Genomic DNA, 13,460 nt, shown 5'->3' on the forward strand with positions numbered 1-13,460 from the left:
TTATTTTATCAGTTCTGTATTTAATCTAAAGGCATTTGTATCAATCCCCATTTGGTAAATCTTCATGTCTGGATTCAGTTTTCGGGCAGCGCTTATTATTTTTGATTTCTCATCTGTATGCATATTGATTCCCAGATAGACAGACTCAAAGCACTCTCCTCCGATTTTAGGAAAAGCCCGAACTTCTTTCCAATCAATCGGACCATTTTTATCATTCTGGTGTGGCAATAATATCCTATACGTAGGGGAAGGGGCTAAAATAAATAACCTGACCTCTTGTTCATGCTCCCAAGCCTTTGCTTTTGTGGATAATTGATAATGGAAAAAGTCTTTTGTATCCCTAAAATAATCTGGTTTTTCTACCATATCCTTATATTGTACTTCCACTTCCACACAGCTAATCATGATTCTTCCATGCATTCTCGAAAGATACTTTTTAGCTTTTTCCATATCCAAACCAATACAGGTACCTTTATGTTTACTGTAATAGCTCCACATCAAGATTGAATCATGTATTTTGGAAAGGCTACATATCCACACCTGTTCTCTGTTTCTACGAAATGGAGCCCTTCTTGATTCTTCAATTATTTCCGGAGGACAGCTCCCACATGCTTCTTTCGGGACATTAGAGAAATCAATTAACGATGGGTGGCAATCAAACGGATCATTCAACTGCGTAGCATTGGTAAATTGAAGATTACTATAAGATAACATCATCAATCCACCATTATAATCCAGATATTTATATAATTTGACTGTTCCCATAAGTCTATTGTTCCGGTCTCAATAAGTCATCCACAGTTATACCTAAAACTTTGGATATTTGAATTAGCGTCTCCCCATTGGGCTGTGTTGTATTGGTAACCCATTTGGAGATTATAGCAGGATCTTTATCCAATTGTCCGAAGAGTCCTTTATTGCTCTTATTTTTCTCTGCGAGAACGACTTTGATGCGGTTTAGTAATTTGCACTTCATATTTAATATGTGTCTACCCAACATGATTGCAAAGATGCGAATTATTTAGGTATATATTTGATTGAATAGGTTATATATTGCACCAAACTGCAAAAAAGTGAGCAAAACATCAATTTTAATGATATGATTTTACGACGCCTGCTCTTTAGAAGATACCAATCACCATTTTTTCACACTGTAAGTACGGGCGATTATTTTTTTAATATCGTACCCTTCGGGAGAACTTTGCGGTATCATTTATCAATAAGTGAAAAGTAAATATACTGTAATATAAATGTTTATATAAACTATTGTGGTTCAAGCGTGAAAGTGTGCTCTTCGGATAAAACCTTAAAACATGAAAAATCTATTTTTGTTTTTCATACTGTCAGTCCTTTCCGTAGGAAAAAATTTTACGTTAGCAACGCCCTTCCGGGAAGCTGTTGCTTATCAGGAAAAAGACGTTCGTTTTACAGTACTTACCGATGGCGTTGTCCGGATGGAATGGAGTCCTTCCGGGCAATATACAGAAGATCCTTTTTTTATGGCGGTGGAAAGAAATTTACCCGTCCCGGAATATAAAATCCGGAATAAAGGCAAGTGGATTTATTGGACGTTTTCTCCTAAACTCCGGTACCAGTTCGGCTGTGTATAACCGGAGGTCTGTTGTATTTGCCGGTCCTTGCGGGAACGAGCGTCTTTTCGTTTGAAGTCCGGAGTGTTAAAAAACGCCGGGTTGTTTGCCGACGTTAGGCAGGCAAAGCCTGACTAAAAGGAGGAAGTATCGGCGTTTTAACGCAGGATGAATTACGAAAAAGCGAGTGGAGCATCAAACCGGCAAATACAACAGACCGGAGGGAAAAGATGACAAAAGAAATCTGCTACTTTTTGAGCTGGTATTTCAAAAGAGCTTGCTGAATACTTGAATCTTACAGACTCTGGCTTAAAGACCTTTCCCGTGATGAATATTTGGCGGACAAAACAATTTTATAAAATATACAAGAATGATTAAAATACATATAAAACAACAGAACATATACGATGAAGAAGATCAAAGAAAGTTTCGGTAATCCGCTGTAAAGCTCAGTTGATTAAATTATAAAAATAAAACACCCCGTTTCACAAAGCGGTATGAGAAATTGGGTGTAATTTTTTAAATATCGATTATCAATATTTATTGTGGAGCAGCAGGGAATCGAACCCTGGTCCAAACACGGAATCCATATGCTTTCTACATGCTTAGCTTTTTATTGGTTTTCGACGATGGTCCGGAAAAAAGCACCCAAGCCATCGCTTAGCTTCTGAATTTTCGCCTTTCGCCCGAAGCCGGCTCAGACTAACCTTATATTGACTGCACCCCGTATGCCGGCCGGAATAAGGTGAAACCACCGGCGGGATGTCTTGTCTCCGTTCCTTGAACAGAGATTAAGCCACCTCTACTATGCTTCGATTAGGCAGCAAGAGCGTAATTTTCTTCGCCAATTAAAATTTTGTGTCCGGGATTTACGGGCCGTTTCACTGCTCCCGACATGCTTACATACCTATTCTTCATGCTGTCAAAGCCATGTCTGCCCCTCTATGGTATGGACTGCAAAGATAACTATTCGGAAAGAGAAAGGAAAGGTTTTTATTAAAAAACAAAAGGAAATAGTAAGATTTTCGGGAAAGAAGCAGAAGGATATGTTATTTTTTGTAATTTAGGACAAATTTTTGAAAATGAATCTGGAGACTTTTCATTGGTTTTTGATCGTCATGGCCGGAATAGCTGTGGTAGTCTTTATTGCCCTCTATTATGTAAAAGCAGGTTACGGTATATTTTTTGATAAAAAATGGGGTATAGCTGTTAACAATAAAGTAGGTTGGCTGTTGATGGAGGCTCCTGTATTTTTAGTAATGCTGGGGTATTGGTATTTTTCTGACCGGCGTTTTGAATGTGTGCCGCTGATATTTTTTCTGTTTTTTGAAATGCATTATTTTCAGCGTTCTTTTATTTATCCTTTTTTACTGAAGGGAAAGAGCAAAATGCCGGTTGGCATTATGAGCATGGGGATTTTTTTCAATGTTTTAAATGGGACCATGCAGGGAGAATGGATTTTTTATCTTTCTCCTTTAGATCGGTATACTCCCGGCTGGTTGGCGACCCCTCAGTTTATAATGGGTAGTCTGTTGTTTTTTGCAGGGATGGCCATCAATATACATTCTGACTATATTATCCGGCATTTGAGGAAGCCTGGGGATACGGGCCATTATTTGCCTCAGGGTGGTTTTTTCCGTTATATAACTTCGGCCAATTATTTTGGAGAGATAGTGGAATGGTGTGGATTTGCCCTATTAACCTGGTCGTGGGCCGGGGCGGTTTTTGCCTGGTGGACTGCAGCTAATCTGATACCCCGGGCCGATCGGATTTACCAGAGGTATAAGGAAATGTTTGGGGAAGAAGTGGGAAAAAAGAAGCGGGTTATCCCTTTTATATATTGATAAAACGATACAAAAATATATGGATTCAAAATTATTTACGCCGGCTAAAATCGGCCCGTTGACTTTGCGTAACCGGACGATACGTGCTGCTGCATTTGAGGGAATGTGTCCCGGAAATGCACCTTCGGATATGTTATTTGATTATCATCGGTCGGTGGCTGCCGGTGGAATAGGTATGACCACTTTGGCTTATGCTGCAGTCGTACGGAGTGGGTTATCTTTTCCGCATCAATTGTGGCTGCGGCCTGAAATTATTCCCGGTTTACGGAAAATTACGGATGCCATTCACAAAGAAGGAGCTGCGGCTTCTATTCAGATCGGACATTGCGGGAATATGTCCCACCGGAATCAGGCCGGTTGCCGTCCCCTGTCCGCTTCGGGAGGAATAAATATTTATTCCCCCACCTTAGTACGGGGAATGCGGAAAGGAGAGGTATACGATATGGCCCGCTCTTTCGGGGAAGCCGTTCGTTTCGTAAAAGAAGCGGGTTTTGATGCAGTAGAAGTTCATGCCGGCCACGGTTATTTAATCAGTCAGTTTTTATCTCCTTATACCAATCATCGCAAAGATGAGTTTGGAGGGACTTTGGAAAACCGCATGCGTTTTATGAAAATGGTGATGGGGGAAGTGATGCAAACTGCCGGAGGAGACTTGGCTGTATTGGTGAAAATGAATATGCGGGATGGGTTTAAGGGAGGAATGGAGTTGGAAGAGACCCTGGAAGTAGGGCGTACTTTGGAAAAAGAGGGTGTTCATGCTTTAATTCTGAGTGGAGGATTTGTGAGCAAGGCTCCGATGTATGTGATGCGGGGAAAGATGCCTTTGTATACGATGACTCACTATATGAAATGCTGGTGGTTAAAATGGGGAGTAAGGGCTGTGGGACGGTTTATGATTCCGGATGCTCCTTTCGAAGAGGCTTATTTTTTACCGGATGCTTTGAAATTCCGGGAAAATTTGAAATTACCCTTAGTATATGTAGGTGGTTTGGTTTCCCGGGAGAAAATAGACGAAGTGCTGGATAAAGGATTTGAATTTGTATCCATGGCGCGTGCTTTGTTGAACGAACCGGATTTTGTAAACCGGATGCAACGGGAGGAAAATGCCCGTTGTGCCTGTGAGCATACTAATTATTGTATTGCCCGGATGTATTCGCGGGAGATGGCTTGCCATCAGCATCTTTCCGGTTTGCCGTCCAGGATATTGAAAGAACTGAAAAAGTAAAGGCTATGCAAAATCGATGGGCACTGATCACTGGTGCAAGTTCCGGAATTGGTTTTGAATATGCGAGGGTATTGGGAGAGCGGAACTACAATTTGTTGATTGTAAGTAATGAACAACAGGCAATCGAAGAAAAAGGGGAGTTGCTGAGGGAGATGTATGGCGTAGAGGTTGTGCCGGTTTATATGGACTTGTCCTTACCGGAAGCAGCCCCTCAGCTCTACGCTTATTGCCGGGAAAAATCGGTAGAGGTGGATGTTTTGATCAATAATGCGGGAATGTTTTATTTTGGGGAAGTGCTGGAGCAGCCAGCCATTCAGGTGGAGAAAATGGTATTGCTTCATTTATTGACTCCTACTATGCTTTGTCGTTTGTTTGGGGAAGATATGAAGAAACGGGGGCGGGGTTATATTTTGAATATGTCTTCTCTGTCTGCCTGGTTGCCTTATCCGGGGATCGCCTTGTACGCTTCAACCAAACGTTATCTGAAAAGCTTTTCGCGGGCTTTCCGGTCGGAATTATACGGATATGGGGTAAGTGTCACGGTCTTATGTCCGGGAGGGGTAGCCACCAATTTGTATCATCTGAGTGAGCATCTGCAAAAACTGGCTATCCGTCTGGGGTTTATGATGCGTCCGGAAAAGTTGGCCCGGAAGGGAATCCGGGCGATGTTCCGGAAAAAGGCCATGCGTATGCCCGGTTTGGTGAATCATTTATTCCTGCCTTTGCTTTTACTTTTACCGTCGGGTTTTGCGGGGTGGATCATGCGGAAAAGCGGGCTTTTACCCGCAACGAATCAGAGATAAACGTGTATGTATATTGTTACAGGTGCTAACGGGGGCATAGGCCGGGCGATTACGGAAACACTGGCAAGATCCGGATATAGAGTGATAATGGCTTGCCGGAACAGGCAAAAAGCAGAGCAGGTCAGGGGACAAATCGCCGGTTTGACCGGTAATTTAAAAATAGAAGTAAAGGAACTGGATTTGGCTTCTTTTGCGTCGGTAAAGCGATTTGCCGCTCAGCTGTTACGGCAGGGAGTAAAGATAGATGCTTTGATCAATAATGCCGGAGTGATGTGTCAGCAATTCGGGCTGACAGAGGACGGTATGGAGCGGATGCTGCAAGTCAATTATGCCTCTCCCTGGTTACTGACCCGTTTATTACTGCCGGCCTTTTCTCCAGGTTGCCGTATCCTCAATACTTCTTCCTGTACCTACCGTTTGGGGAAAATAGACGAACATTTTTTTGATATTACGGCAGAAAATTACAGCCTTTTTAAAATATACGGTCGTTCTAAATTAGGGGTATTACTGTTCACTGCCGAACTTGCAAACCGGTTGGAAGGAAGAGAAATAACGGTTAATGCTATAGATCCGGGGGTTGTAGATACAGGTATGATTACGATGCACCGCTGGTTCGATCCTTTAACAGATCTTTTTTTCCGCCCTTTTATAAAAAGTCCGCAAAAAGGAGCAGCGACTGCTTTACACCTGATATTGTCGGAAGCCGGAAAAACGGTAAACGGTGGTTTCTGGATAAACAAGCGGCTGCGGGAAATGCCTGAAGCAGTAAAAAAGCAGGAGCAGCGGAAAAAACTTTGGGAAATGACAGAAAATAAATTGGCAAACTATTTAAAAGATTGACAAACGAATTATCCCAGCGTATGCTCCAATAAAATTTTCAAGCCGATCCCAATTAAAATAATACCACCTACAAATTCTACATTAATCCATTTGATTTTTCCGAAATGAAAACCACAACATACTCCGGACAGGGATAAAAGAAAAGTGACGAAAGCAATGATCAGCACCGGAATAAAAATACCGGCTTTCAAAAAAGCGAAACTGATACCGACGGCCAATGCATCGATACTGGTGGCAATCCCCAATGCAAATAAGGTTTTATTCGATAAAGAAGCCAGGGAAGATTTTTCGGCTTTAAAAGATTCATATATCATTTTACCTCCTAAATAAGAAAGCAGCAGAAAGGCAATCCAGTGATCGTAGTCGGAAATATATTTGCTGAAGTTGATTCCTAGGCCCCATCCCGTTAAAGTCATTCCTCCCTGGAATACTCCCATAATCAGTGCCATTTTCAAAGATTTCCGGATACAGAACTTCTTCATGAAAATTCCTCCACTGATACTGACAGCCAGACTGTCCATGGAAAGACCCAATGCAATCAAAATAATAGTAGCGTACCCCATTACAGACAATTGATTGCACAAAAATAATTAAAAATGCTGAATTCCAAAAGAAAGAAGCTAAGGGAGGAGAATGAATTTTGGGATTTAAAATAATCCTGCAGTCAGGGTGATAAATAGAAGAGAAGTTTTAAAATATACTGTTCGTAATCTCATTGGAAAAGTTAGATAACAAACTTTTAGATCCTTGAATAAAAATTAGTAAATCATTTGCAAATGGCGGGCTATATCATTATTTTTACGAATCAATTGCGACTAAATTAAAAATATTTAGATTTACTTTAAAGTGGAAAAAATATGAAGAATGCCGATTTATTGAAATTCGGGACATTGCCTTTGGCAGCCTTGGTGGCTGGCTGTGGGGGGCATGTCAAAAAGACGGAAAAGCTACCTAATATTGTTGTGATCATGGCTGATGACCTGGGATACGGAGATATCAGTTGTTATGGGGCGACGGAAATTCAGACTCCGGGGATAGACCGTTTGGCAAGGGAAGGGTTGAGGCAACTGAATGGGCATTGTACTTCTGCTACGAGTACCCCGAGCCGTTTTGCTATGTTGACAGGTATGTATCCCTGGCGGGTAGGGGCAGCCATATTACCGGGGGATGCTCCGATGCTGATCAAAGAAGACATGCCTACATTGCCTAAAATGTTAAAGCAGGCTGGTTATGTTACGGGGGTTGTTGGAAAATGGCATTTGGGTTTGGGAAATGGAAATGTAAACTGGAATGAACTTATTACTCCTTCTCCGAATGAGATCGGATTTGATTATTCGTATATTATGGCGGCTACGAACGACCGGGTGCCGACGGTATATGTCAGCAATGGAAAGGTGGTCCATTTGGATCCCAACGATCCGATTGAAGTGAGTTACAAACACAATTTTCCCGGAGAGCCTACAGGCAAAGATAATCCTGAATTATTGCGGATGCACCCAAGTCTGGGACATAATATGTCGATAACCAACGGGATTCCCCGTATCGGTTACATGAAAGGCGGAAAATCGGCTCTTTGGGTGGATGAAGAGATGTATAAAGTATTTCTGGATGAAGCGAAAGGTTATGTAAAGGCGCATCAGGAGGAGCCTTTCTTTTTATATTATGCTTTGCACCAGCCGCATGTGCCCCGTTTACCGAATGCGATGTTTGCAGGAAAGTCCAAACTGGGCCCCCGCGGGGATGTTATTCTGGAAGCCGATTATTGTGTAAATGAGTTTTTAAAATACCTGGATGAATTGAATCTGACCGAAAATACGATTGTTATTTTTACGAGTGATAACGGACCGGTTTTGGACGACGGTTATCAGGACAGGGCAGAAGAAATGAATGGTGATCACAAACCGGCTGGCCCTTTCCGGGGGTGGAAATGTGATCCCTATGAAGGAGGAGCCCGTATTCCGATGATTGTGCGTTGGCCGGGTAAAGTACAGGCCGGTACTTCTTCCGATGCTTTAATTTGTCAGGTTGATTTTTGTCCTTCTTTTGCTGCATTGTTGAACACTTCCTACGAAGTGAAGGACGGAGAAAATCAGATTGACGCATTGCTTGGAAAATCTCAGCAGGGGAGAGAGAATCTGGTGCTGGAAGGATATGGAATTGATTTGTGGCTGAAAGAGGGAGATTGGGCCTGTATACCGGAATATACTACCCGAAGGGGAGAGACTGTAGAAGCAAGGCTTTACAACCTGAAAGAGGATGTGGCACAACAGCATAATCTGGCCGCTGAATATCCGGAAAAAGTGAAAGAAATGACGGAAAAACTCCAATTGATAAAAGGACAGGATTGAGATTGTGAGGTTTTTTGTATCTTTGGCATACGAAAGCCGGGGAAGTGCTGGAGAAAGGTGCTTTCCCGGTTTTTTATTTTAAATGAAAAGATATGGAATTCCGGACTTTTGTAGCATGTGAACCCTCTGTTTATCAAATGGATTACGACAGTTCTATACTGTCTGTCGGGTCGTGTTTCACTGAAAATATCGGACAAAAATTAGATTATTTCCGTTTCAGGACGGAAGTGAATCCCTGCGGGATTGTCTATAATCCTTTGTCGGCAGCGAATGTACTGAGAATGTTAGCGGAAAGACGCCGTTTTACGGAAGAGGATTTATGGGAAAACCAGGGGAAGTGGGTGAGTCTCTACCATCATGGGCGTTTTTCATCGGAAAAGAAAGAGGATTGTTTGCATTCTATAAATACGCGTTTAGAGCGGGCGGCAGATTTTTTAAAAAAAACAGATTTCCTTTTGATTACTTTTGGAACGGCTTGGGTATACCGGTATCGGAAGAGTGGTATAATCGTATCCAATTGCCATAGATTTCCCGGATCAGATTTTGAACGGTTCCGGTTGTCGGTGGAGGAAATTGTAAACGTCTATCAGGCTTTGCTGGCTGAGCTTAGAGAGAAAAATCCCCGTTTAAAAGTAATCTTTACTGTCAGTCCGATACGGCATTGGAAAGACGGCGCACACGCCAATCAGACCAGTAAAGCTGTTTTGTTACTGTCGGCGGAAGAACTGTGCAGAACTATACCTCAGACTTATTATTTCCCTGCCTATGAGATACTCATGGATGAATTGCGGGATTATCGGTTTTATGCAGACGATATGTTGCATCCTTCTGCTTTAGCAATAGAATATATTTGGGAAAAGTTCCGGGACACCTGGATTTCTCCCCGGATTTACGATTTAATGCTTCGGGTGGACAAATTGAATAAAGGTTTGGCTCATCGTCCTTTCTCTGCCACCTCTGCCGACTATTTGAATTTTAAAAAGCGGTTGGTTGAAGAAATACAGGTTTTGAAAAAAATAAATCAAAACATTGTATTCAGTCCGGATGAACTGTCTTCTTCCATTTCTTCGGTTTCTTCGGTTTGAGACTGGGAAAGTTTTTTCAGATCCTGAACCGGAATATCTGTTTTTACCGGATAACAGGCAGGGTATCGGGCACGGATTCGTTTTAAAACCGGAATACATTCCAGGCGGGAACGGAAATTACCGGCCCGGATTTTAAAATCGGGATCGAAATAGTTCAAATATACAGGTATATCCGGAAATTCCGTTTCAAAGTCTGTCTTCATTTGTTGTAGGCGCTCTACGGTGTAATCGTAGGAACTTCCTGAAAATATCTGGATCCTGTAGCCGGGCACTGTTTTTTGTTCCCGGTTTTGTTGGATATGGATCCGTACCAGATCGTTGACGGGAGCATTTTCTTTTATATCTATCCTGCCCCCGTTCCCTTCAATAACAGCCAATTTCTCAAAAATATCAGGTAGCATTTCCACCTGAAGGGTATCGGTTATTTCGGAGTCAAGGGTTTGAGCAGTCAGACTGCCGGAAAAAAGAAAAAGGATAAAGATAAATTTATACATAGGTATCGGCTAATTTGGTGCGAAGATAAAAAATTTAAGTAAAATGTCCAAAAGTGTCTGACAATGCGAAGAAATGTATTACCAGAAATAAAAGTATAAAGATCAGTTTTACAAAATACAGCTTGTAAATAGTAACTGCAACAGATATTGTATAGTTTTTCACCGGAATCATTTTTGTTTATAACTGTTGAAATACGTCTTATTTTCGAAAGGTAAGCGTTCAAAATAAATTGGATGTTTCAGGATTATGATCTTCTTTTTTAAGAGTTTACGGAAATAGTAAAGAATTCGATGGACTAAAATAAATTTAATATTTGTATAAATAATTTATTTTTAATATATTTAAATACTCTCAGTTAAGTATAACTTTTCTGATTATTTTAAATAGTGGGAGTATTTTACGAATTGCAAAAATCCTATTCTCCGCTTTTCCGGTAATTCTGTTTGTTTTTGGATGCCGTGAAGACAAGAAGTGGATATTCCTTCTCTTGATCTTTAGTATTCATTTTTGTTAGTAGAAGTTTAAAAATAGACTTTTGTTTAAGAATTTTTATGCTGTAAAATTGTGATTGAATTTTTGAGAGATAATAATCTAATAATGTATATTTGTCTGTCATATTTCCATAGTTGTTGTTTCACAGTTGTGCATACTGAATTAGCGAATCGGATAAGCAGGGAAGTACTTTAAATTTATCAGGAATAATATTTCAAAAAGTAAAAGAAGATTTTTTGAAAAAAATATAAATGATGTGGATTTTTATTATGAATGACTTATTAAGTTTTTCGAACACCTGGGTTGTAAAAGTGGTTACTGGAACGATGGGAAGTTAGATTTTGGTTTCTAAATTTAATTTAGAATCCGGATGATTTTTGTGCAACATTGGATAAAGAAATATATGTCACTGAAAATCAAAAATCGTATCTGCCTTATAGCAGGAGTAATCTTGTTTTGTGGATTACTGTTTAAGGGGTACCGTTATTTCTCTTTTCAACAGCTTCCGCTCAAAAGGGTTGCGATGATTCATTCTTATGCTTCTGATAATCCGCGTTGTTTATATATGAACAAATTGTTGGAGAAGGAATTCAAAAAGCGAAGAATCCGCGCTGAGATTTCTTATCATTATTTGGATACCGAACGAAAAAATTTTGATTTACGTATAGAATGGTTTAATCAATTATTGGACAGTTTTTCTGTAAAACCTCCCGATCTTATTTTCATTAATGATGATTATGCCCTCAGTTTTTTCCTGAAGTCCGGTCATCCGTCGATAGGTGAAATACCAGTGGTATTTACAGGAGTATATCAATTGCAGCCGATGCAGGAACTGTTAGAGAAGTACCGGAATATTACCGGGAAATGGGAATGTGTTGATTATGAGTCCAATGTACGTTTTATAGAAAAAATATTTCAAAAGCATGTTGCCATTACGGCCTATTACGAATTGACTTATATGGCACAATATGCACACCGGGAAATTCACGAACAGCTGAAAGGATGTCCGGATATTCATTTTAATCATTATTATTTGCATCAAATGTATCCTGATGATCCGCATTTTCCTGCAGATACAGCGCTTTTCGAAACTTTGCAAATATGGGGACGGAACAATAGTCCCTATCCTTTTTCCGTAATAACTTTCCGCCCTTACCGGGATATGAAAGGGGTTGCTATTATCGGTCAGTCCGGGGATATTTTTACTCAGGAATATTTTCTTAACGACCTGTATGGGATTATTACGGTCCCGTTAGGGCTTAGTCATATTAGTCCGACCTTTACTGTGATTAATGAACCTTTCGGGTTTTGGAATGCTTATTTTGGAGGGTATTTCACATCCTGCGAACAGCAGATTACCGAAGGTGCGGAACTTGCAGTTCAAATATTTTCTGGCATTTCGCCCGCTGATCTTCCTATTACGGAGAGTGCAAAAGAGTATATGATCGATTGGCAGACTCTCGATCGGTTTAAATTGGAGAAGGATATTCTTCCTGCCGGAGTACGTTTTATAAATATGCCTTTTTATGAACGTTATAAGACAGAACTTATTATCGTAATTTCTTTGCTTACATTCATTTTACTTTCGTTTATTGCCGGTATGATTTATCTCTATATACGTGAACAAAAGCGTACCAGAGAGGCTTTACAGAATGTATCTCGGAAGAATACTTCTCTGGAACTGGCCATACAGGGGGGAGATACGTATGTGTGGCGGTTTCAGGACAATTATTTCTATTTTGAGCATCCCATTGGGGAATTGCCGGGTCAGCTTACTTTGGAAGAATTTAAGCAGCTGATTCATCCGGAAGATCTTCCGTTGTTCGATATGAACAGAATTTCGATAAAAGTAGGGAGGAAAGCTATTCAGCAATATCGTTGCAAACTGACGGGTCCACAGTATGAATGGTGGGAATTCCGTTTTAGTTCCATGGAGATGAAGCAAGGAGGAAAAACTGAAATCAGCGGCCTGCTCATCAATATACAGAATGTAAAAGATAAGGAAGAAGAGTTGATTTTAGCAAAAAAATTAGCGGAAAAAGCAGAATTAAAACAGTCCTTTCTGGCAAACATGAGTCATGAAATCAGAACACCGCTCAATGCGATCGTCGGTTTTTCTAATATTCTGGCTACAGAAGAAGATTTGGAAGAAACCGATAAAGTGGAATTTATCCGGACAATTAACCGGAATAGTGATTTATTACTCTTATTAATTAATGATATTCTGGAACTTTCGCGGCTCGAATCGGGTCAGATGGTTTTCGAAATGGGAGAATGTTCTGTCAGAGAACTGATAGATGAACTGTATGCTACTCATCGTATGTTGATTCCAAAACAATTGCAATTTTTGAAAGAAACGGCGGAGGAATCTCCGGTTATCTGGGCCGATAAGGGAAGACTTACGCAGGTAATCACCAATTTTCTGACAAATGCCTGTAAATTTACAGAAAACGGTTATATAAAACTGGGATACGATGTTTTAAAAGAAAGTGGAGAGGTTGCTATTTTTGTGGAAGATACCGGAAAGGGTATATCTCCGGAACAGCAAAAAATGATATTCGACCGCTTTTATAAACAGGATGAATTTGCACAGGGTACAGGACTGGGGCTCGCTATCTGTCAGGCAATTGTTGAAAAATTAGAGGGTCATATTGTTTTGCAATCGGAGCCTGGTAAAGGCAGCCGCTTTGCGGTTATATTGTCTTGCCATTTAGCTATATAATTTATGTTAAAAAAAAT

General features: G+C 40.6%; 12 protein-coding genes and 1 other RNA gene. 8 read left to right on the forward strand and 5 right to left on the reverse strand.

From position 1 onward, the window contains the following. Both Q0465_RS12170 and Q0465_RS12175 read right to left on the reverse strand, forming a co-directional pair. Nucleotides 1–765 (reverse strand): DUF2971 domain-containing protein, encoded by a 765-nt coding sequence (locus tag Q0465_RS12170; RefSeq protein ID WP_298616635.1) that lies wholly within the window; start codon nucleotides 763–765, stop codon nucleotides 1–3. Between the two features lie 4 nt (nucleotides 766–769). After that, the gene (locus tag Q0465_RS12175; RefSeq protein WP_298616636.1) at nucleotides 770–976 is read right to left on the reverse strand and encodes a helix-turn-helix transcriptional regulator; all 207 of its coding nucleotides are present in this window, start codon (nucleotides 974–976) and stop codon (nucleotides 770–772) included. A gap of 337 nt (nucleotides 977–1,313) precedes the next feature. Here Q0465_RS12175 and Q0465_RS12180 point away from each other — a divergent pair, with 337 nt between their 5' ends. Then, nucleotides 1,314–1,610: a hypothetical protein gene (locus Q0465_RS12180; RefSeq protein WP_298616637.1), complete on the forward strand. Its 297-nt coding sequence runs from the start codon at nucleotides 1,314–1,316 to the stop codon at nucleotides 1,608–1,610. 522 nt (nucleotides 1,611–2,132) lie between these two features. Here Q0465_RS12180 and ssrA read toward each other — a convergent pair. Beyond that, nucleotides 2,133–2,530, reverse strand: a transfer-messenger RNA (tmRNA) gene (gene ssrA / locus Q0465_RS12185). Between the two features lie 141 nt (nucleotides 2,531–2,671). Here ssrA and Q0465_RS12190 point away from each other — a divergent pair. The 4 genes from Q0465_RS12190 to Q0465_RS12205 are packed head-to-tail and all read left to right on the forward strand — an operon-like array spanning nucleotide 2,672 to nucleotide 6,301. Beyond that, a complete protein-coding gene (locus Q0465_RS12190) occupies nucleotides 2,672–3,433 on the forward strand; it encodes a DUF1295 domain-containing protein (protein WP_298616638.1) in 762 nt (253 codons plus the stop codon). Nucleotides 3,434–3,452: 19 nt separating this feature from the next. After that, nucleotides 3,453–4,658 (forward strand): NADH:flavin oxidoreductase, encoded by a 1,206-nt coding sequence (locus tag Q0465_RS12195; protein ID WP_298616639.1) that lies wholly within the window; start codon nucleotides 3,453–3,455, stop codon nucleotides 4,656–4,658. A 5-nt stretch (nucleotides 4,659–4,663) separates the two neighbouring features. After that, nucleotides 4,664–5,461 carry an SDR family oxidoreductase gene (locus tag Q0465_RS12200; RefSeq protein ID WP_298616640.1) on the forward strand — a complete coding sequence of 266 codons (798 nt, stop codon included), beginning with the start codon at nucleotides 4,664–4,666 and terminating at the stop codon, nucleotides 5,459–5,461. 6 nt (nucleotides 5,462–5,467) lie between these two features. Further along, nucleotides 5,468–6,301: an SDR family oxidoreductase gene (locus Q0465_RS12205; protein ID WP_298616641.1), complete on the forward strand. Its 834-nt coding sequence runs from the start codon at nucleotides 5,468–5,470 to the stop codon at nucleotides 6,299–6,301. 8 nt (nucleotides 6,302–6,309) lie between these two features. Here Q0465_RS12205 and Q0465_RS12210 read toward each other — a convergent pair whose 3' ends face one another. Beyond that, nucleotides 6,310–6,864 carry a manganese efflux pump MntP family protein gene (locus tag Q0465_RS12210; RefSeq protein WP_298616642.1) on the reverse strand — a complete coding sequence of 185 codons (555 nt, stop codon included), beginning with the start codon at nucleotides 6,862–6,864 and terminating at the stop codon, nucleotides 6,310–6,312. 294 nt (nucleotides 6,865–7,158) lie between these two features. On the opposite strand from Q0465_RS12210, the gene Q0465_RS12215 reads away from it, so the two are divergent. Together Q0465_RS12215 and Q0465_RS12220 are read left to right on the forward strand one after the other, a co-directional pair. After that, a complete protein-coding gene (locus tag Q0465_RS12215) occupies nucleotides 7,159–8,649 on the forward strand; it encodes an arylsulfatase (RefSeq protein WP_298616643.1) in 1,491 nt (496 codons plus the stop codon). Between the two features lie 92 nt (nucleotides 8,650–8,741). After that, nucleotides 8,742–9,734, forward strand: a complete 993-nt coding sequence (locus tag Q0465_RS12220; protein WP_298616644.1) for a GSCFA domain-containing protein — start codon at nucleotides 8,742–8,744, stop codon at nucleotides 9,732–9,734. On the opposite strand, the gene Q0465_RS12225 is transcribed toward Q0465_RS12220, so the two are convergent. Next, nucleotides 9,671–10,228 (reverse strand): hypothetical protein, encoded by a 558-nt coding sequence (locus Q0465_RS12225; protein ID WP_298616645.1) that lies wholly within the window; start codon nucleotides 10,226–10,228, stop codon nucleotides 9,671–9,673. The two genes, Q0465_RS12220 and Q0465_RS12225, sit on opposite strands and share 64 nt — an antisense overlap. Before the next feature lie 896 nt (nucleotides 10,229–11,124). On the opposite strand from Q0465_RS12225, the gene Q0465_RS12230 reads away from it, so the two are divergent. Further along, nucleotides 11,125–13,443 carry a HAMP domain-containing sensor histidine kinase gene (locus Q0465_RS12230; RefSeq protein ID WP_298616646.1) on the forward strand — a complete coding sequence of 773 codons (2,319 nt, stop codon included), beginning with the start codon at nucleotides 11,125–11,127 and terminating at the stop codon, nucleotides 13,441–13,443. Nucleotides 13,444–13,460 lie beyond the last annotated feature (17 nt).

It is taken from the genome of uncultured Odoribacter sp., assembly GCF_937966165.1.
Classification (GTDB): Bacteria; Bacteroidota; Bacteroidia; order Bacteroidales; family Marinifilaceae; genus Culturomica.

Coding starts and splice junctions, on each gene's coding strand:
- Q0465_RS12195 (WP_298616639.1), top strand. CDS start 3,453: ATGGATTCAAAATTATTTACGCCGGCTAAAATCGGCCCGTTGACTTTG.
- Q0465_RS12215 (WP_298616643.1), top strand. CDS start 7,159: ATGAAGAATGCCGATTTATTGAAATTCGGGACATTGCCTTTGGCAGCC.
- Q0465_RS12170 (WP_298616635.1), bottom strand. CDS start 765: ATGGGAACAGTCAAATTATATAAATATCTGGATTATAATGGTGGATTG.
- Q0465_RS12175 (WP_298616636.1), bottom strand. CDS start 976: ATGAAGTGCAAATTACTAAACCGCATCAAAGTCGTTCTCGCAGAGAAA.
- Q0465_RS12205 (WP_298616641.1), top strand. CDS start 5,468: ATGTATATTGTTACAGGTGCTAACGGGGGCATAGGCCGGGCGATTACG.
- Q0465_RS12210 (WP_298616642.1), bottom strand. CDS start 6,864: ATGGGGTACGCTACTATTATTTTGATTGCATTGGGTCTTTCCATGGAC.
- Q0465_RS12200 (WP_298616640.1), top strand. CDS start 4,664: ATGCAAAATCGATGGGCACTGATCACTGGTGCAAGTTCCGGAATTGGT.
- Q0465_RS12230 (WP_298616646.1), top strand. CDS start 11,125: ATGTCACTGAAAATCAAAAATCGTATCTGCCTTATAGCAGGAGTAATC.
- Q0465_RS12225 (WP_298616645.1), bottom strand. CDS start 10,228: ATGTATAAATTTATCTTTATCCTTTTTCTTTTTTCCGGCAGTCTGACT.
- Q0465_RS12190 (WP_298616638.1), top strand. CDS start 2,672: ATGAATCTGGAGACTTTTCATTGGTTTTTGATCGTCATGGCCGGAATA.
- Q0465_RS12180 (WP_298616637.1), top strand. CDS start 1,314: ATGAAAAATCTATTTTTGTTTTTCATACTGTCAGTCCTTTCCGTAGGA.
- Q0465_RS12220 (WP_298616644.1), top strand. CDS start 8,742: ATGGAATTCCGGACTTTTGTAGCATGTGAACCCTCTGTTTATCAAATG.